This window comes from bacterium, assembly GCA_019912885.1.
In the GTDB taxonomy this organism is placed as follows: Bacteria; Lernaellota; Lernaellaia; order JACKCT01; family JACKCT01; genus JAIOHV01.
The window spans coordinates 1-18,778 of record JAIOHV010000206.1; the positions used below are offsets into that span (position 1 = coordinate 1).

General features: G+C 65.5%; 12 protein-coding genes and 1 tRNA gene. 3 read left to right on the plus strand and 10 right to left on the minus strand.

Features of this window, described 5'->3' with window-relative positions:
• Window positions 1-175 precede the first annotated feature (175 nt).
• Together K8I61_18350 and K8I61_18355 are read left to right on the plus strand one after the other, a co-directional pair.
• Window positions 176-715 carry a hypothetical protein gene (locus K8I61_18350; protein ID MBZ0274006.1) on the plus strand — a complete coding sequence of 180 codons (540 nt, stop codon included), beginning with the start codon at window positions 176-178 and terminating at the stop codon, window positions 713-715.
• Between the two features lie 187 nt (window positions 716-902).
• Entirely contained in the window at window positions 903-2,285 is a 1,383-nt protein-coding gene (locus tag K8I61_18355; GenBank protein MBZ0274007.1) for a hypothetical protein, read from the plus strand.
• A 45-nt stretch (window positions 2,286-2,330) separates the two neighbouring features.
• On the opposite strand, the gene K8I61_18360 is transcribed toward K8I61_18355, so the two are convergent.
• The 3 genes from K8I61_18360 to K8I61_18370 all read right to left on the minus strand — a co-directional run bounded on the left by K8I61_18360 (window position 2,331) and on the right by K8I61_18370 (window position 7,768).
• A tRNA-Pro gene (locus K8I61_18360) sits at window positions 2,331-2,404 on the minus strand.
• Between the two features lie 201 nt (window positions 2,405-2,605).
• Entirely contained in the window at window positions 2,606-4,708 is a 2,103-nt protein-coding gene (locus K8I61_18365; GenBank protein MBZ0274008.1) for a S9 family peptidase, read from the minus strand.
• 159 nt (window positions 4,709-4,867) lie between these two features.
• Window positions 4,868-7,768, minus strand: a complete 2,901-nt coding sequence (locus K8I61_18370; GenBank protein ID MBZ0274009.1) for a PAS domain S-box protein — start codon at window positions 7,766-7,768, stop codon at window positions 4,868-4,870.
• A gap of 12 nt (window positions 7,769-7,780) precedes the next feature.
• Between K8I61_18370 and K8I61_18375 the strand changes: the two genes are divergently transcribed.
• Complete coding sequence (locus K8I61_18375) at window positions 7,781-8,356, plus strand: hypothetical protein (GenBank protein MBZ0274010.1); 576 nt, start codon at window positions 7,781-7,783, stop codon at window positions 8,354-8,356.
• A gap of 78 nt (window positions 8,357-8,434) precedes the next feature.
• Here the strand turns inward: K8I61_18375 and hslU are convergent, their stop codons facing one another.
• From hslU to K8I61_18410, 7 genes are all read right to left on the minus strand, one after another.
• Window positions 8,435-9,946 (minus strand): ATP-dependent protease ATPase subunit HslU, encoded by a 1,512-nt coding sequence (gene hslU, locus K8I61_18380; protein ID MBZ0274011.1) that lies wholly within the window; start codon window positions 9,944-9,946, stop codon window positions 8,435-8,437.
• Window positions 9,947-9,967: 21 nt separating this feature from the next.
• Window positions 9,968-10,519, minus strand: coding sequence for an ATP-dependent protease subunit HslV (gene hslV, locus K8I61_18385; protein ID MBZ0274012.1), 552 nt, complete (start codon window positions 10,517-10,519; stop codon window positions 9,968-9,970).
• Entirely contained in the window at window positions 10,516-11,463 is a 948-nt protein-coding gene (locus K8I61_18390; GenBank protein ID MBZ0274013.1) for a tyrosine recombinase, read from the minus strand. Before K8I61_18390 ends, hslV begins: the two co-directional genes overlap by 4 nt.
• A gap of 150 nt (window positions 11,464-11,613) precedes the next feature.
• Window positions 11,614-12,966 (minus strand): methylenetetrahydrofolate--tRNA-(uracil(54)-C(5))-methyltransferase (FADH(2)-oxidizing) TrmFO, encoded by a 1,353-nt coding sequence (trmFO, locus tag K8I61_18395; GenBank protein ID MBZ0274014.1) that lies wholly within the window; start codon window positions 12,964-12,966, stop codon window positions 11,614-11,616.
• Window positions 12,967-13,248: 282 nt separating this feature from the next.
• Window positions 13,249-15,774 (minus strand): type I DNA topoisomerase, encoded by a 2,526-nt coding sequence (gene topA / locus K8I61_18400; GenBank protein ID MBZ0274015.1) that lies wholly within the window; start codon window positions 15,772-15,774, stop codon window positions 13,249-13,251.
• Complete coding sequence (dprA, locus tag K8I61_18405) at window positions 15,771-16,931, minus strand: DNA-processing protein DprA (protein ID MBZ0274016.1); 1,161 nt, start codon at window positions 16,929-16,931, stop codon at window positions 15,771-15,773. The genes topA and dprA overlap by 4 nt, the downstream gene beginning before the upstream one ends.
• Window positions 16,932-16,941: 10 nt before the next feature.
• Window positions 16,942-18,771: a TldD/PmbA family protein gene (locus K8I61_18410; GenBank protein MBZ0274017.1), complete on the minus strand. Its 1,830-nt coding sequence runs from the start codon at window positions 18,769-18,771 to the stop codon at window positions 16,942-16,944.
• Window positions 18,772-18,778: the final 7 nt, after the last annotated feature.

An 18,778-nucleotide genomic window follows, 5' to 3' on the forward strand; every position in this document is an offset into this window, starting at 1 on the left:
ATCCGCCGCCGGTGCGCGCGGCCGCGAACGAGAGCGCGGCCCGCGCGAGCGCGGCGCTTGCCTCTCCGTATCTGGAGTCCGAGGACGACACGCGCCGCCGGCGCGAACGCGCGGGAATTTCGCGCACGACCATCCGCCGCCGTCCGGCGCAAGGCGCGGCGGGGGACGAGGCGCCATGAAGATCCGTGCCGTCGCAAGCGACGTCACGCAGATCGAAACCGACGCCCTCGTCGTCTCGTTTTTCGAGGACGAGCGCCCCCTGAAAGGCCACACCGGCATGGCCGACTGGCGTCTGTGCGGGCTGCTTTCCGGCTATATCATCGCGCGGCGCATCGACGGGCACCTGGGCGAGGCGATCCTGTTTCCCATGAACCACCGCATGAAGGTGCGCATGGTGCTGGCGCTCGGCCTTGGCACGTCGGACCGCTTCGACGACCGCACCTTCACCGATGTCTGCCGCCGCCTGGCCGACGCCATGTTCAAACTCGAGATCCACGACTTCGCGCTCGCGCTGCCGGGCTCGATCCTCGACGGCTTCGATGCCGCCGCCGCGTGCGCGCGCCTATGCGAGGAGATCGGCGACCGCTACCGCCGCGACCGCGACATGATGCGCCTTCTGAACGTGCAGATCCTCGGCATCGGCCCGATCCTCAAGGAGATGAACCCCATCGTCGCCAAGTACGAGCACCGGTTCAACGAGGAGTTGCGCTCGTAACAGATTCCGGCGCGACGGTCGGCCCGAATCGTGATCCCGTCGGGTTTTCAGACAGTTCGCGCTTGACCCCTCCGACATCGTCATGGCGTGCTGCCTTCCTGGGCGAGCGGCGCCGGTTCCCGCGCTTTTGCAAGCCCGAAAGCACCGGCGTAATTCCGGTATCGCCACAACCGGGAGGCCGGATACGATGCCAAAACGTCTTGTCGCCGCCGGCGCGGCGCTTCTTCTGAATCTCGCTCTCGCAATCGGTGCGCAAGCGCAAGTCGCCCAACGCCTGGCCGACGTCATCGACGGGCATCCGCATGAATCGGAACCGGAATCTGATTCGCCGGACGCGCACGGGGCGCATCCGCCGGGCCACGCGGAGCACGGCGACCGGATGACCGGCCCGCTCGGAATTTCGCGCGCGCGCATGGGATCGGGCACATCGTGGCTGCCCGATTCCTCGCCGATGTACGCGCTCATGACGGGCGCCGGAGACTGGGGATTCATGCTCCACGCGAACATCTTCGCGGGCTACGACCGCTTCGGCGGCCGGCGCGGCGACGAAAAACTCATCAGCACGAACTCCGCGATGGGAATGGCGTGGCGCCCGCTCGGCCCCGGCGAAATCATGTTTCGCACGATGCTGAGCGCGGAGCCCGTGACCGTCGGCCCGGAAGGGTACCCGTTGATCTTGCAGTCGGGCGAGACAAACGAGGGCGAGCCGCTGCACGATCGCCAGCATCCCCACGACCTGTTCATGGAATTGGCGGTGGATTGGACCGTACCGTTGACCGCGGATCTCGCTTTCGAAACGTACGTCGCGCCCGCGGGCGAACCGGCGCTCGGCCCCACCGCATTTCCTCATCGGGTCTCCGCGATGGCCGATCCGCTCGCGCCGATAGGTCACCATTGGCAGGACTCGACGCACATCGCCTACGGAGTCGCGACGCTCGCGCTCTTCACGCGGGCGGTGAAGTTCGACGCGTCGTGGTTCAACGGGCGAGAGCCCGACGAGGATCGGTGGGGCATCGATGGGCGCACGCCGGACTCGTACGCCGGCCGGGTGACGTGGAACCCCGGCGAATCCTGGAGCCTTCAGTCGTCCTACGGCTATCTCGACAGCCCGGAGGCGCTCGAACCGGATATCGCCGTCCACCGCGTGACCGCCTCGGCTGCCGCCAACTACCGTATCGGCCGCGAAGGAAATTTCGCGGCGACGTTCGTCTTCGGCGAAAACGCATCGAGCGAAGGCACGGCGACGCCGTCGTTCTTGTTGGAGGCCACCTGGAGCGCGGGCGGTCGTCACGAGATGTTCGGCCGCGCGGAGTACGTCCAGAAGACGGGACACGATCTCGTGTTGGCCGAGCGGCTGTCGGAGACGCGATTTTCCACGGGCCAGATTTCCTTGGGATACGTGTTCCGTTTCGGACCGTTCGAGTCTTTCGATCCGGGGATCGGCGTGCGAGGTTCGCTCGGACTCGTGGAGCCCGATCTGGAGACTTATTACGGATCGACCTCGCCCGCGGGAGCGATGGTTTTTTTGAACCTCCGCCCGACGGCGCACCGAACGGAGAAACATTCCTGAGGCGGGGTTGCAAGCGGGCGGGTTCACGGGCGCCGTATGGCGAAATCGGGGCGACTGGATTCGAACCAGCGACCCTCGGCTCCCAAAGCCGATGCGCTACCAGACTGCGCCACGCCCCGACGCGCGCGGAATTTCGCATAGCTTTCGGCGATTGTCGATTTCGGAATTTTTCACCGCCCTTCGCCTTCGCTCAGGGTAAACTCCGGCGCGAAGGATTTTGTTCACGCGGAGGGGCGGAGAACGCGGAGATGCGAAGGAACAAGGGATTCCTCCGTGGCCTCCGTGTCTTCTCCGTGCCCTCTGTGTACCGTCGAAGGCGGTCAGTCCTTCAGCGCGAGCCACCGTTTCAGCCAGCCGAGCACCTCGGCATACCACACCTGCGCGTTCGCGGGCTGCATCACCCAGTGGCCCTCGTCGGGGAAATACAGCAGGCGGCTTGGCACGTCCATCGTTTGCAGCGCGGTGAACAGGCCAAAGCCCTCGGAGGTCGGACAGCGGTAGTCCTTCTCGCCGTGAATGACGAGCGTCGGCGTCTTGAAGTTCGCGACGTGCATGTGCGGCGAGTTCTTCACGAACGCGGCGCGCTTTTCGTGCGGCAGGCCGCCGTGCTCGTGTTCGTCGAACCACAGTTCGTCGGTCGTGTACGCCATCGTCTCGGCGAAGAAAACGCCGTCGTGCGATACCAGCGCCTGGAAGCGGTCCGAGTGGCCGAGGATCCAGTTCACCATGTATCCGCCAAAACTCGCGCCCGCGGCGCCGAGGCGTTTCTTGTCGATGAAATCGTACGTCGCAAGGATGTGATCGACGCCCTTCATGATGTCGTCGTAGCAGCGCCCGCCCCAGTCGCCGGAGATCTGGTCGGTGAACTTCTGCCCGTAACCCGTCGAGCCGCGCGGATTGACGAACGCGACCACCGCGCCGGTTGACGCGAACATCTGCGCGTTCCAGCGATAGTGCCAGTTGTCGCAGAACGCGCTCTGCGGCCCGCCGTGGATGAGGAGGATCAACGGATATTTCCTGCGCGCCGAGAAGCGCGGCGGGCGGATGAGGAAACCGTGCACCGGCGTGCCGCCCGCGCCCGCGTACCAGAACGGCTCGGCATCGTTCATCTCCACGTTTTTCACCGCATCGGCATACCGCGTGAGGCGCACCGCCGACGCGCCCGCGTCGCGCGGAAGATTTTCCGGGGCCGGCGCGGATTTCAAAAACGGCTTGATCCCCGCGCCCGGGCCGATCGCGTAAAAATCCGCGGGGCTCGTCGAGGTTTCGCGCGCGGCGAAAAGCATGTCCGTGTTCGGAAACGCGCGCACGAAGGTGTTGTAGGTGTCGAGCGTGAGTTGCGTGATCGTCTCGGTCGCCGGATCCATGCGGTAGATCGTCATGTAGCCGCGGTCGCACGCGAGAAAGACGATCGACTCCTCGCCGTCCTCGTCGTACGTCACGAGGAACGCGCACGGGGCGCGGTCGAACTTTTCGGCGAGCGTTTGCGTCTGCCCGGTCCTGGGATCGTACACGCGGATGCGCGCGCGGTCGGCTTCGTAGCCCGGCACCTCCATGCCCATGTAGTAGAGCCGGCCGTCGCGGGCGAAGCGCGGATGAACGTCCGCGGCGGCGGACACGGAGACGCAAGTCATGTCGCCTTTGCGTTTGCCGTTTTCGAGCGGCAGCAGAAAGATCGAGTTGTTCGTCGTCCGCGCGACGACGCGATCCGGATTCATCGAAAACGCGAGCGTCTTGCCGTCGGGCGAAATATCGAAATCGCGGTCGGTGCAAACAGCCGTGGGCGGCGCGTCGATATCCTCGCCGTCGAACAGGTCGTGCGACTTTTCGGTGCGCGTGTCCACGACGAACACGTGTTGCCGGGTGCGTTCGCTGAAGTGATCCCAGTGGCGAAACAGCAGGCCGTCATAGATGCGCGCGCTCGACTTTTCGTTCGGAAGGCCGAAAACCTTCGCGCTCGCGGGCGATTTGTTTTCCTCGCGTTTCTTGTCTTTTTTCGGATCGTAATCGGGCGACACGATCGCGGAACGCACAAACGCGACGCGGCGGTTGTCGGGAAACCAAACGGGTGTCGAGACGCCGCCGTACCCGCTCGTGACGCGGCGCGCCTCTCCGCCTTTGGTCGGCAAAACCCAGAGCTGGCATCCGGTATCGTCGCGGTCGGAGGCAAAGGCGAGCTTCGTGCCGTCGGGCGACCACGCCGGCGCGCTGTGCGAACCGGGGCCGGGCGTCAGAAGGCGCGAGCGGCGCGACTTCACATCGAGCAGGTGGATCTTCGATTTCGATTTGTTGGTTTTCGCGTCGAGCGTCGTCACGGTGTAGGCTACGTGCCGCCCGTCCGGCGAGATCGCCGGTGCGCCGATGCGGTCGATGCCGATCAGATCGTCGAAGGTGAGTGCTTTGATGCGTCGCGATTTGGCCATGGTGTGCCTGTCCTTTTGCGATGAGTCCCGCTCCCTGACGGTCGCGGTTCGTTCCCTCGAGTCCCGCTTCCTGACGGTCGCGGTTCGTTCCCTTGAGACCCGCTCCCTGACGGTCGCGGTTCGTTCCCTCGAGACCCGCTCCCTGACGGTCGCGGTTCGTTAGGTCGTTTCCGTCGGGGCGCCGCGTGTCTGGCGCGACATGACGCGCGTCACGGCCGCGACGATGTCCTCCAGGCGGAACGGCTTGCGCACGATGTCATCGAATCCGTAATCGCGGTAGTTGGCGAGTACGGGGTCGGTCGAATAACCCGACGACACGATCGCCCGGGCCTGCGGGTGAAACGCGCGCAGCTTTTCGATCGCCTCGACGCCGCCCATTCCGCCGGCGATCGTCAGGTCGACGATGACGACGTCGTACGGCACGCCCGCGCCGGTCGCGTCGCGATACATCTTCAGCATCTCGCCGCCTTCGCGGGCGATGTTCACCTTGTATCCCGCGTGCGCGAGAAGCGCGCGGCCGATGTCGGCCACGAGGCGTTCGTCGTCCATCAGCAGGATGCGTCCCTCGCCGGGCGCGGCCGTATGCGGCGGCAGCGGCTCATCCTCGGGCATGCCTTCCTCGCCCGCGAGAAGATAGATGTGAAACGTGGTGCCGACGTCCCGTTCGGAATCGACGCTGATGTATCCGCCGTGCCGCGTGATGATCGAATAACAGATCGAAAGCCCAAGGCCGGTGCCGTGCGTTTTCGTGGAGAAATACGGATCGAAGATGCGCGGCAGCACCTCGTCGGGAATGCCCGGGCCTTCGTCCTTGATGGAGATCTTCACGTACGGGGCGTCGCGCAGCGGAAACATCGCCTTGGCCGGCGGAAGGTTCGCCGCGTGCACGCGCAGCATGCCGCCCGCGTCCATCGCCTGCACGGCGTTCAGGGCGATGTTGTGCAGCACCTGGCCGATTTGCCCGGCGTCGATGACGACCGATTTCAGGTCTTCCTTGATCTCGTAAACGCACCCGATCGCCGATCCGGACAGCGCGAAGTCGATCGTCTCGCGTAGTACGGCCTCGATGCGCGTGGCGCGCTTGATCGGCGCGCCGCCCTTGGCGAAGGTGAGGAGCTGGTGCGTCAGGTCCTGCGCGCGCATGGCGGCCTTTTCCGCCTCGATGAGGCGCTCGGCGACCTTCTCGCCGCGCGGCGCGAGTGCGCGGGCCAGCGACACATTGCCGAGCACGCCGGTCAGCAGATTGTTGAAGTCGTGCGCGATGCCGCCGGCGAGCTGGCCGAGGGATTCGAGCTTCTGCGTGCGGATCAACTCCTCTTCCGCGCGCTTTTTGGCGGTGACGTCGCGGCCGATGATCTGAAACTCGCCGCTGGCCAGGGCGCGCGCACTGCCTTCCATCAGCACCGGTTCGCCGCTGTGCTTCCAGACACGCAACTCGCCGGCGATCGAGTGGCCGGCCAAAAGCTCGTCGATGCGATCTTTCAGTTCGGGCGCTTCGCCCGCCTCAATCAGGTCGGAGACGTGCATTCGCCGGAATTCGCCGCGCGAATATCCGAGCAGCTCGCACGCGTGATGGTTCGCCTCGGCGATACGCCCCTTGGCGTCGACGAGGAGAATGCATTCCGCCGCCTGCTCGAACAGGGAGCGATAACGCTCCTCGCTTTGCTGAAGAGCCTCGGTGGCAAGGCGCGTGGCGGTGACGTCAAGAACCGTCATGATACGGCTGTGCGCCTGGCCGTCCCCGGCGCCAAGCGGCGTGGCGACGACAAGAACGTCGCGCACGGCGCCGCGCCGGCCGTGCAGCCGCATCTCCGCCGTCGTCGTTGCCGCGCCCGCGACACCCGGCGCGAGCGGCGCGTTGTCATTCCCGTCGGACTCCGCGAAATCGAAGATCGTTTGCCCGGACAGTTCCGCGTCGTGCTCGATCTCGAGCATTCCCCGCATCGCGGGGTTGACGTAGATGGTGAATCCCTCCGGATCGACGTGCCAGATGCCCATGGGGCTGGCCTCGGCCAACGCGCGGTATCGCTCCTCGCTGTGCGCGAGCGCCGCCTCGCCGAGTTTGCGTTCCATGGCTGTCGCGAGGATGTTCGCCACTGAGCGGAGAAAAGACGCGTCGGTATCCTTGTACAGGCGCCGCTTCTTCGCGTAAGCGCCAAGAGTCCCGAACGGCTGCATTCGCCCCGGGATGGCCGTCGCGATGCCGCTTTTCGCGCCGCTGGCAAGAAGGAGCCCGGAGGCGCGGAAGCGTTCGTCCGACACGAGGTTTTCGATGATGACCGGCTCCGAGCGCGCCATCGCGTAGGCCGCGAGCGACGGGAGTTCGGCGTCGATCGAATGCAAGCCGCCTTCGGCGGGCAGCGCCTGCTCGCCGAAGCCATGCGACGCCACAAGCCGCATGGAACGCCCGTCGGGCATCAGTTCGAGCACGCCCGCCACGTCGGCGCCGAGGCGCTCGCAAACGCTCGTGAGGGCCGCTTCGAACATTCGCTCCACGGACGTCCCGGCGAGCGCGAGGCGCCCGAGATCCGCCACGGCGCGTTGCTGATCGAAGCGCGCGTCGCGCTCGGATTCCGCGGCGCGCTCGTCGGTGCGCTCCTCGATCAGTTCCAGGATGCCGGTCCGGCGGCCGTTTCCGTCATAGAGCGCGCGGGCCCGTACGAAAAGGACACGTTCGCCGCGGCCGTCGCGCGGAACGGGAACCTCCGCGGACAGGCGTCCATTGTGACTGACAACACGAAACGGCAGCCTGTCGACGGCGTCGTGATCGCCCATACGCACGAGGTCCGCAAACGTGATCGAGGCTACCGACGCGTACGGAACAAGGTGACCATGATCGCTCGTGCCCAGGACACGGCTTTCCGGGATGCCGGTGAGCCGTGTCATTTCGATATTCCATGCCGCGACCTTCCCGGCGTCGGTCAGGACGTACGCGGCGAAAGGCAAGGCGTTGACAATGGCGCCCGGAGTCGGGGAATCGGTCGATGTCGATGGAGACGGCATGTTGGCAGGGAAGTATCCCGTATTGCCGACAAGGGGCACAAGAGGAAACCGTTTCACGGAGGTATTTGTATGAAACGCGCATTACGACGCGGCACGGTTCGATGGGGCGGGGCGGCGATCGTCCTGGCAGCGGCGCTCATGATTCCGGCCGCCGCCGGCGCTCAGGATTTCGGCATCGGTATCGTACTGGGCGTGCCGACCGGCCTGACGTTCAAGGCGATGCTCGACGACTCGAGTGCGATCGACGCGGACCTCGCGTTTGATTTTCTGGACGGATTATTTTTGTTTACCGGCGATTATCTTTATCACTTTTCGGACATGGCGCCCGCATCGGACGTCGTGGACATCCGCTTTTATCTTGGCGGTGGCGGCGTGATCGGCGTGGATGCCGACGAAGACGAGGACGATCCGCCGTGGGACGACGACGATGACGATCATCCGCGCCGCCGCGGCGATGACGACGACTGGGACGATGACGACGACGCCGACGACCTCGGGCTCGGCGTTCGCTTCACCGGCGGCGTCAGCTTCATGTTCCAGAAGGTGCCGATCGAACTGTTCGCCGACATCTCGCCGGGCATGTGGGTTTACCCCGAGACGGACTTCATGCTGATGGCGGTGCTCGGCGCGAGATGGTTTTTCTAGTGACGAGTGACGAGTGACGAATGCATCACGCGCGCCCCTGCGTGACATTCGACACTCGACACTCCGCACTCGACAATGTCAGAGGATGTAGCGAGACAAATCCTCGTCCTTGGCGATATCGGTCAGGCGCGCGCGGACGTATTCGCGGTCGATGCGCACGTCTTTCTTGGTGAGGTCCGGCGCGTCGAACGACACCTCGTCGAGCAGGCGCTCGAGGATGGTGTGCAGGCGGCGCGCGCCGATGTTTTCCGTGCGCGTGTTGACGTCGGTGGCGATGCGCGCCAGCTCCTCGATCGACTCCGGCTGAAAATCGAGCGTGACGCCCTCGGTGGCCAGGAGCGCGACGTACTGCTTGATGAGCGCATTTTTCGGCTCGGTCAGGATACGGACGAAATCCGTCTGCGTCAGGCTTTGCAACTCCACGCGGATCGGAAAACGCCCCTGCAATTCGGGGATGAGGTCGGACGGCTTGCTGACGTTGAACGCGCCCGCGGCGATGAACAGGATGTGATCGGTGCGGATCATGCCGTACTTCGTGGAGACGGTGCTGCCCTCGATGATCGGCAGCAGGTCGCGCTGCACGCCCTCGCGCGACACGTCCGGCCCGTGGCCCTTTTCGACCGCGCCGATCTTGTCGATTTCATCCAGGAAGACGATGCCCGCGTCCTCGACGCGCGCGAGCGCGCCGTTGATGACCTGATCCATGTCGATGAGCTTGGCGGCCTCTTCCGACTCGATGATGTCCAGGGCCTCGGGCACCAGGACCTTTTTCTTCTTGGTCTTTTTCGGAAACATGTTGCCGAAAAGGTCCTTGAGGTTGATTTCCATGTCCTCCATGCCGCCGGCGAAAACCTCGACCATCGGCGAGCCCGAGCGGTCCGGAACGCGGATCTCGATCTCCGTTTCGTCGAACTTCCCGTCGCGCAACCACTGGCGCATCTTTTCGCGCGTGCGCTTGTAGCTTTCGAGCTGCTTTTGATACTCCTCGAGTTCCGGCGGCGCGGCCGTCGAGCCCGCGGGCGTCTCCGCCGGCGTCTCGGGAGCATCCGGCTCGGCCGTTTCGCCTTCCTCGCCGCCGGGCTCGCGCGGATCCGCGGGCTTGGGCGTTTTCGGCGGAGGGGGAAGCAGGATGTCGAGCACGCGGTCTTCCGCGATGTCCGCGGCCTTGTCGGCCACAAGGTCCATCTCCTCGGCCTTCACCATGTTCACGGCAAGTTCGGTGAGATCGCGGATCATCGATTCCACGTCGCGCCCGACGTAGCCGACCTCCGTGAACTTGCTGGCCTCGATCTTCAGGAACGGCGCGTTCGCCAGCCGCGCGAGCCGCCGCGCGATCTCCGTTTTGCCCACGCCGGTCGGCCCGATCATGATGATGTTCTTCGGCGCGATCTCCTCGCGCAATTCCTCGGGCACCTGCTGGCGGCGCCAGCGGTTGCGGAGCGCAATCGCCACCGCGCGCTTGGCCTTGTCCTGGCCGATGATGTATTCGTCAAGCTCGGTGACGATCTGGCGCGGCGTGAGTTGCGCCTCGAAGTCGTCGTCGTAGCCCTCGATCGTTTCGGCGTTTTCGCCGTTATTCTCCGATGCCATGAATCGCTCCCCCCGGATTCGTCAGCCGATTTCGTCCACGACGATTTGCGCATTCGTGTAAATGCAGATATCCGCGGCGATGTGCATCGCCTCGGTCGCCACGTCTCTGGCGCTCATGTCCGTGTGCTTCACGAGCGCGCGCGCGGCGGCGAGCGCGTAGGCGCCGCCCGAACCGATCGCCGCCACGCCGTCGTCCGGCTGGATCACCTCGCCCCCGCCGGAGATGACGAACGTCGATTCGGCGTCCGCCGCGATCAAAAGCGCATTCAACTGACGCAGGAACTTGTCACGCCGCCAGTCCTTCGCCAGTTCCACGGCCGCGCGCATGAGATTGCCCTGATACTGCTCGAGCTTGGCCTCGAGCTTCTCGTACAGGTTGAATGCGTCCGCCACCGCGCCCGCGAAGCCGACGAGCACCTTGTCGTCGTGCAGGCGGCGGATCTTTTTCGCGCCGTGTTTGATCACCTGCTCGCCCAGCGTCACCTGCCCATCGCCCGCGATGGCGACGCGGCCGTTTTTTCGGACGGCGACGATGGTCGTCGCGTGCGGATGGTTGTCGTGCGTTGTTTTCATCGTTGTCGATCCTCACGGCGGCGCGCACGCGGGTGCGCGCGCTCGTATTCCTCACGCAGGTGCTCCGGCGACAGGTGCGTGTAAACCTGCGTCGTGGACAGCGACGCATGCCCGAGCATCTCCTGAATCTCGCGCAGATTTGCGCCGCCTTCCAGCAGGTGCGTCGCAAAACTGTGACGCAGCTTATGCGGAGTCACGTTTCGCCCGGGCACGGTCGCCAGACCGTATTTGCGCGCCGCGTTGTACGCTGACTGCCGCGACAGGCGCGTGCCGCGCGCCGACAAAAACAGCGGGCCGCCGCCCGCGTCGCCGTATTCCTTGCGGCGCTCGTCCACGGTCGCCGCGATGTATGCGGAAATCGCCTGCGCGGCGGGTCTGCCGATCATCACCAGTCGCGGTTTTCGCCGCTTGCCCATCACGCGAAGCACACCCGTCTGAAGGTCCGCATCCGCGACATCGGCGCCCGTCGCCTCGGAGATGCGCGCGCCGGAGCTATAGAGCAGTTCGAGCAGCGCCAGGTTGCGCAGGCGGTGGCGATCGTCCGGTGCGCGATCGAGCAGGGCGGCGGTTTCATCCGCGGTCAGATACTCGGGCAGGCGTTTTTCCTTTTTCGGGCCGCGCACCAGCCGCGCGGGGTTTTCGTCCGCGAGGCCGCGCTTGCGTAAATAGTTGTAAAAACGGCGGATCGCCGAAAGTTTGCGGCGCACGCTCGACGGCGCGTCCTTGCCCGCACGGCTGGCGATAAACGCGCGCACGCCGAGCTTTCCTGCGCGCGCGAGGTTCGGCGGATCGCCCTTGATGAGCCCTTCGGCCGAAACGAACTCGGCAAACTGCGTCAGATCGCAGCGATACGCGTCGAGTGTCGTCACGGGCGCGTCCTTTTCGAGCCGAAGCTCTTCAAGGAACTTTCCGATGAGGGGGTGCGTTGGGGCGGGTGTGGACAAAGCACGCAAAAGGTAAGGCCCGGTATGGGGAGTGTCAACGAACGAATGTCGGGTTTCGAGTGACGAATGGCGAATTCCTTTGCAGCCAAGCCAAGGTGGCGGACGCCCGCGACGAATCGCGGGTGCCACACTTTTGCCCGAGGTACGAGGTCAAAGGTGTGCTTTGCTCGCTGATAGCTCGGCCTCGCCAAACAACCGCTCGCGCACCGTCGCCGCCCACGCGGTGCCCTCCGACAACGCGCGTTCGGACTTTTTCGCCTTGCGGTCGGCCTTTTTGGCGCGGCCTTCGATCGCGGGCAATAGGCCGAAATTCGCGTTCATCGGCATGAACGGCCGCGCATCGGACGCGGTGACATGACGCAGCAGCGCACCAAGCATCGTCGCCGGGCCGGGCGCGGGAATCGTGACGCCGCGAAGCTGGGCCGCCGCGAAAAGCCCGGCGAGAAGACCGCACGCGCCGCTTTCCAGATAGCCCTCGACGCCCGTTATCTGGCCCGCCAGACGCACCAACGGCCGCGCGCGAAGGCGCAGCGTTTCATCGAGCACGCGCGGTCCGTCGACGTAGGTGTTGCGGTGGATGACGCCAAGGCGATGAAACTGGGCGTTCGCGAGGCCGGGGATCATCCGCAGCACGCGCTTCTGGTCGCCGTGTTTCATGCGCGTCTGGAAGCCGACGATGCTCCAGCTCTCGCCGTCCGCGTCCTCGCGCCGGAGTTGCACGACCGCGTGCGGCCGCCGGCCGGTGCGCGGATCGACGAGGCCGACCGGGCGCATCGGCCCGAATGCGAGCGTCTTGTCGCCGCGCGCGGCCAGGTCTTCGATTGGCTGGCAGGCCTCGAACAGGCGCGCGCCCTCAAACTCGCGCGGCGTGACCTTCTCGGCCTCGCGCAGCGCGGCGAGAAACGCGGCGTACTGCTCTTCGGTCATGGGGCAGTTCAGGAAATCCGGCTCGCCCTTGTCCCAGCGTGAGGCGGCGTACACGACGGATCGGTCGATCGACTCGCCCGCGACGATGGGGCTTGTCGCATCGAAGAAAAACAGGTGCTCGCTTCCCGTGACGCGTGCCAGGTCCGCCGCGAGATCGTCCGCGGTCAGGGGGCCGGTCGCGACGATGGCGGGGGAATCGGGCAGGCGATCCGGCTCGCCGGTTTCAATCGACACGCCAAAATCGGCAAGCCGCGCGCGAACGTGGTCGGACAGCGCGGCGCGATCGACGGCCAGCGATCCGCCGGCCGGCACGGCCGCGTCGCGCCCCGCGTCGAGCAGGATGGAGCCGAGAAGGTCCATCTCGCGCTTGAGCAGCCCCGACCCCGTGTGCGGATCGAGCGATCCGAACGAGTTGGAGCACACCATCTCCGCCGGGCCGGGCAAATTATGGGCGGGCGAAAACGCGGCGGGTTTGCGCTCCACAAGACGCACGCGAATCCCCGCTCGCGCGCACGCCTGCGCGGCCTCGCTGCCAGCCATTCCCGCGCCGATGATGGTGATGTCGAAATCGCTCATGTCGTTCCCGCGACCGCGGGCGGCCCGCCCGCTTTGAAACAATCGCGTCTTCCCGGTGCGCTGTCAAAGATCACCGGCGTGTATTGCCGCGACGGCGTCACCCCGGGACCGCAGGTGTCCTCACCTGCTTATAAACGCGCGCGCCGAAGGCGCGCTTCCGATTTGCGTTGGTGGTTCTTCCGCGAGGCCGTCTCAAGGGTCGGACGGGGAGGCCGCTTGCTGACCCGCCTTCGCCAAGGCTTCGGCGTGCCGGGCGCGCGCGGCTCTGTTCGTCGCTGTCCGCTAGCTTCCCGCTTCGCTCGCCGCGCGAGCCGTATCCGGCTTATTCGCCGCGCCTTCCTTGGGCATCGCGGGCGAATCGAAGATCGCCTCGCACTTCGGGCACTTCATCTCTTCGGGGCCCTTGCCGGGCGCGGGAGGCGTCGTCTCCTGCGTCCAGGGCGATTTGCACATCGGGCAGGGGATCGGAAGCGGGCGCTCGTTGAGCAGCAGTTCGCACTTGCCGCACGCCCAGAACGGTTTCTTGTTCGGGCCGCCGCGGCGCGGCAGGCGCTCGATGAGCGTGCCTTCGCAGCCGTCGATCGGGCAGGCAAAGCCCGTATCGAACGGCGCGGTGCCGCGGCACTTGGGATAGGTCGAGCAACTCCAGAAGTGCGAGCCGTATTTCGAGACGCGCAGCTTCATCGGCTTTTCGCACGTGGGGCAGGGCGGCTCGGCGCCCTTTTTGACCTCGTACAACGGGTCCGGCTTTTTCTCCTTGAGCGACACCGTGTTCTTGCAGTCGGGGTATCCCGTGCACGCGAGATACGGGCCGAAACGTCCCTGGCGACGCACCATGGGCTTGCCGCATTTGTCGCACGTGACGTCCGTCGTCTCGTCCTTGACGATGACGATCTCGCCGTTCTCGTCGCGGATGAAGTTCTTGGCGTTCTGGCAATCCGGGTATTTGGAACATGCGAGGAACGCACCGCTCTTGCCGAACTTGATTCCCATCGGGCTGCCGCACTTTTCGCACTTGATGTCCGTGAGCTGGCCCTTGAGCTTGAAATCCTTCAGATGTTCGTTCGCACTGGTCAGAAGGTTTTCGAACGGGCCGTAAAACGCCGTCAGCATGGCGTTCGGTTTGCGCGATCCGTCTTCGATCTCGTCGAGCTGCTCTTCCATGTTCGCGGTGAAACCCACTTCCATGATGGAGGGGAACGCATCGATGAGAAGCTGCGTCACCACCTCGCCCAAAGGGGTCGGACGAAGCAGGCCCTGCATCTTTTCGGCGTAGCCCTTCTCCACGATCGTGCCCATGATTGTCGCGTACGTGGACGGCCGGCCGATGCCCTGCTCCTCGAGCGCGCGGATGAGCGCGGCCTCGGAGTAGCGCGAAGGCGGCTGCGTGAACTTCTGCTCGGTCTTCACGTCCTTGCAGGTCAGCGCGTCGCCCGGCTTGACCTTCGGCAGCTCGACGGCCGTCGCGTGGTCGGTCGCGCGGCGGCCGGGGGTGTCGGACGCGTCGCCCGCGCTGTCGCGGCGATCGTATTCGTAAACGCCCTCGCGCGTCGCGGCGAGATGCCCGGCAAAGACCTCCTCGGTGCTCGTCGCGGCCAGCGTGTATTCCCCGCCGCACGCGGCCTCGATGGTCTTTTGCGCGAAGCGCGCGGGCGCCATCTGCGAGGCGAAAAAGCGGTTCCAAACCAGGCGGTAGAGCTTCATCTGCTCGGGCGAAAGCTTGCCCTCGACGGCTTTGGGCGGCAGGTCAAATCGCGTCGGGCGGATCGCCTCGTGCGCCTCCTGGGCGCGCTTGGCGCTTTTGTAGAAATTCGGTTTATCGGGCAGATACGCGGCGCCCCACGTCGCGCGGATGTATTCCGCCGCCGCTTGCTGCGCCTCCGGCGCGATGCGCACGGAGTCCGTACGCATGTAGGTGATGAGGCCCTCCGGCCCGTCGCCGCCGACGGACACGCCCTCGTAAAGCTGCTGCGCGATGGCCATCGTCTGGCGCGGCGACATGCGAAGCTGTCCGCTCGCCGCCTGCTGCATCGTGCTTGTGATGAACGGCGGCGCGGCCTTGCGCGACACTTCCTTGCTGTCGATGGACGCGACGACGATCTTGCCGCCAAGGAGCGCGGCCTTCACCTTGGCCGCGGCGTCGGCGTTGCCGACATCGGGCTTTTGGCCGTTGACTTTGGCCAGCCGCGCGGTGAATGGCGGCGGCACGTCGGCAGCAAGGTCCGCGGTGATGACCCAATATTCGCGCGGGGTGAACGCGCGGATCTCCTCCTCGCGCTCCATCACGATGCGCACGGCCACCGACTGCACGCGCCCGGCCGAAAGGCCCGGTTTCACCTTGCGCCACAGGAACGGCGAAAGTTTGTATCCCACCAGGCGGTCGAGGATGCGGCGGGTCTGCTGGCTCTGGAACTTGTTTTCGTCGAGGTCGAGCGGGTGCGCCACGGCCTCCTGCACGGCACGGCGCGTGATCTCGTTGAACATAACGCGGCGGACGGGCTTGTCCTTGATGCCGAGCGCCTCGGCCAGATGCCAGGCGATGGCCTCGCCCTCGCGGTCCGGGTCGGGTCCGAGCAGGATGGTGTCCGCGTTTTTCGCCGCGGAGCGGAGCTCCTTGATGACCTTTTCCTTGCCCTTGATCGTGACGTATTTGACCGCGAATTCGTTTTCCGGCTCGACGCCGAGTTCCTTGACCGGCAGGTCGCGGATGTGGCCGACGCTCGCCTTCACGGTGAAGTCCTTGCCCAGGTATTTGTCCAGGGTGCGGGCCTTGGCGGGCGATTCGACGATCAAAAGCGTGCGGCTCATCGGGACTCCGGATTCAGCGTATAACGTTTTCCGGGATGCGCGGCGGCGGCGCCGCGGATCTCCAGGTCGAGCAAAAGCGCCGATAGTGCGGCGGCGGCAAGGCCCGTCGCGGCCGCGATTTCGTCCACATGGCGCGGCTCACGGGTTAGGGCTTCTACCACAAGCGCGGCGTCACCTGTCAAGCCAAGGCGACGGATGACCTCGCCGGGTGACGGCGGCGACGGCAGCGCGAGCGACTCGCGGCGCGCGAATTCCGGCACGATCGCGCCGACCACGTCGAGCGCCTCGAATACCGGCGTCGCGCCGTCGCGGATCAGCCGATGCGGCCCCGCCGACATCGGCGCGTCGATCGGCCCGGGCACCCCGAAGATCGGCTTGCCCTGTTCGGCGCCGTATCGAACCGTAATCATCGTTCCGCTCTTGTCACCCGCCTCCACGACAAGCACCCCCATCGAAAGGCCGGCGATGATGCGGTTGCGGATCGGGAAGTTTGCCGGCACGGGCGCCGTGCCGGGAAAAAACTCCGAAATCACCGCGCCTTGCGACGCGATCTTTCGCGAAAGCGAAGCGTTTTCCGCCGGATACGGCCTGTCGATGCCCGATCCCAACACCGCGATCGTTCGCCCGCCCGCGGCCTCGAGCGCCCCCGCGTGCGCGGCGGCATCGATGCCGTACGCAAGGCCCGAGACGATCGTGACGCCACATTCCGCGATCTGCCGCGAAAGGACGCGCCCGATCCGCGTGCCGTATTCGGTCGGCTTGCGCGATCCGACAACCGACACCGAAAGGGCGTCCGCCGCCGTCCAGCTTCCTTGTATATAAAGGATGGGCGGCGGCGGATCGATGGCCGCAAGCGGAACGGGATATTCGTCATCACCAATAACGACGACGCGCGCTCCGCAAAGACGCAGGGCGTTTTCGGCCTTGTCGACCTCGTCCCACGCCTGAAAGCCCGCGACGGCCTTCGCCGCGTCCTCGGCGATCCCCGCTTCGCGCAGATCGGACGCCGGGCGTTCGAGCACGGCGGCGGTGCCGCCGAATTCGCGGATCAGGCGCGCGACGGTTGCCGGGCCGATGCCGTTTTTTTCGCGAAAGGCGAGATACGACAGGGCGAGCGCGCCGCGCCTCTCCTTATCGCTCGCCCCGTCGCCCGTCATGAACGAATCGCTACCCGGCCACGGGCGGCGCGGTGTCGCCGGCGGGCGTGGGCGCGGGCGCGGCTTCCTCGCCGGATGGCGTCGTTACGGCGGGCGCCGTGGTGGCGAACGGCGGCGGAAGGATCGGCGGGCGTTTCAACTGCTGGCCCGTGCGCTGCAACTCGATCTCCGAGACGAGCGCCGGCGGCGCGATCGCCGATACCGGCACCATGCCGGACTCGGCGCCGCAGAACCCGTTGAACACGCCCGGCTCTTCGCCGGTCGCGATGATCTTGCTGATCGACACGAGCGGCGTGCCGACAAGCTCCGCGCCGCGAACGAGCGTTTCCTTGCCGGTCGCCGGATCGACCTTGTAGATCAGCGTCGGCTTGTTGGCGAACGCCTGGAAGTTGACGCGCGAGGTGCTCGTCTCTCCCCCTTGCGATCGTTTGAGAATGAGTCCGTACGGTTTCCGCTGCCGCTTCACTTCCGCGATCAGCTCCTTTTTCAACTTGTCGAAGGGCATCGTGCGCGCGCTTTCGACGATGGTCACCGCCATGCGTCCCATCGGGTCGAAATGCCCGTTCGAGCGGCCGTGCCCGTTGGATTTCACAAACCCCGGGATCGGCGCGCGCGACATCAGGAAGTTTTGCAGCACGCCGTCCTTCACGAGCGTGACGCGCTCGGCCGGAACGCCTTCGCTGTCGAACGCGTAGTGGCCGTTCAATTCCTCACCGAACGCGGACTCCAGTGTCGGATCGTCGTAGATCGAAATGTACGGCGGCAGGATGGGATCCTCGACCTTGCCCTTGAAGGTCTGGCCTTCCTGCGTGTCGCGCATGCGTTCGCCCTCGAGCCGGTGACCGATCGCCTCGTGGAAGAAGACGCCCGTCGTCTGCGCGTCCAGGATCGCCGGGCCGGTGTAGGGATCGATGATCGGCGCCTCGCGCAGCGCGAGAAGCTCGTCCACCATCAGGCGCGTCGCGCGGCGCAGATCGTCGAACGGATGCGCCATCTCGTCGGAGCCCGCGTAGCGCACGACGTTGTGCGTCAATTCCATGCCGTCCGGCGCATAGGCGCGCGCCCAGGCGTAGAAGGTCAAAAGTGCGTCGTCGTCGACGATCACCGCGCCCTCGGTGTTCACGAAGTAGCGCGTTTCGATTTCGGCGGTGACGCGGATTTCGTGCTCCACGAGTCCCGGCTCGCTCGTCAATTCGTCGGAGAGCTTCTTCAGGAAGGTCGCCCAGCGCTCCTTGTCGAACGCGAGCGAGAGGTCCTTGCCGCGATGGACGCGCGGCTCCTCGCGGGAGAAGTCGTCGTAGCTTTCCTCTTCGTTCGGCGGCGCGGCATAGATCGACTTGCCCTTTTTGGACATGAAGTTCGACAGCGCGTTTTTGTAAGCCTGGTCCGTGGCGAGCCAGAACTGCGCGCGGATCGCGTCCGCGTCGTCTTCGATCGGCCCGTCGTACCGGCGATAGACCTCCTGGAAATCCATGTCCGGGTCGAAGCTCCAGCGAAAACCGCCTTTGCCGGAAGAGTCCATCTCGTAGTCGCCGACGCGCAGCTCGACGTAGAGATTGCGGTTGCTTCTCTCGTAATCGTTGAAAATCGCGCCAAACCGCGCGGACAGCGATTTCATGCGCGAGCTTTGCATGTGGTAGGCGACGAAATACGGCGATTCGTAGTTTTCGGTGCGAAGCGTGCGGGCGCGTTCGAGTTCGGCGCGCATCGCGGAGACGACGGCGTCCTTGTCCTCGGCGTGCGCCGGGTGCGCCGCGCCGGCAAAAAACAGGGCGATCGCCACGGCCATCGCTCCGACAAGGCGCAAACAGCCAAACGTGGCCGAATGTGTGCCAATCATGTCTTTT

Excerpts from the sequence above, each read along its gene's own strand:
- trmFO (MBZ0274014.1), bottom strand. The coding sequence starts at position 12,966 with ATGAGCGATTTCGACATCACCATCATCGGCGCGGGAATGGCTGGCAGC.
- hslU (MBZ0274011.1), bottom strand. The coding sequence starts at position 9,946 with ATGGCATCGGAGAATAACGGCGAAAACGCCGAAACGATCGAGGGCTAC.
- dprA (MBZ0274016.1), bottom strand. The coding sequence starts at position 16,931 with ATGACGGGCGACGGGGCGAGCGATAAGGAGAGGCGCGGCGCGCTCGCC.
- topA (MBZ0274015.1), bottom strand. The coding sequence starts at position 15,774 with ATGAGCCGCACGCTTTTGATCGTCGAATCGCCCGCCAAGGCCCGCACC.
- K8I61_18350 (MBZ0274006.1), top strand. The coding sequence starts at position 176 with ATGAAGATCCGTGCCGTCGCAAGCGACGTCACGCAGATCGAAACCGAC.
- K8I61_18365 (MBZ0274008.1), bottom strand. The coding sequence starts at position 4,708 with ATGGCCAAATCGCGACGCATCAAAGCACTCACCTTCGACGATCTGATC.
- hslV (MBZ0274012.1), bottom strand. The coding sequence starts at position 10,519 with ATGAAAACAACGCACGACAACCATCCGCACGCGACGACCATCGTCGCC.
- K8I61_18355 (MBZ0274007.1), top strand. The coding sequence starts at position 903 with ATGCCAAAACGTCTTGTCGCCGCCGGCGCGGCGCTTCTTCTGAATCTC.
- K8I61_18375 (MBZ0274010.1), top strand. The coding sequence starts at position 7,781 with ATGAAACGCGCATTACGACGCGGCACGGTTCGATGGGGCGGGGCGGCG.
- K8I61_18410 (MBZ0274017.1), bottom strand. The coding sequence starts at position 18,771 with ATGATTGGCACACATTCGGCCACGTTTGGCTGTTTGCGCCTTGTCGGA.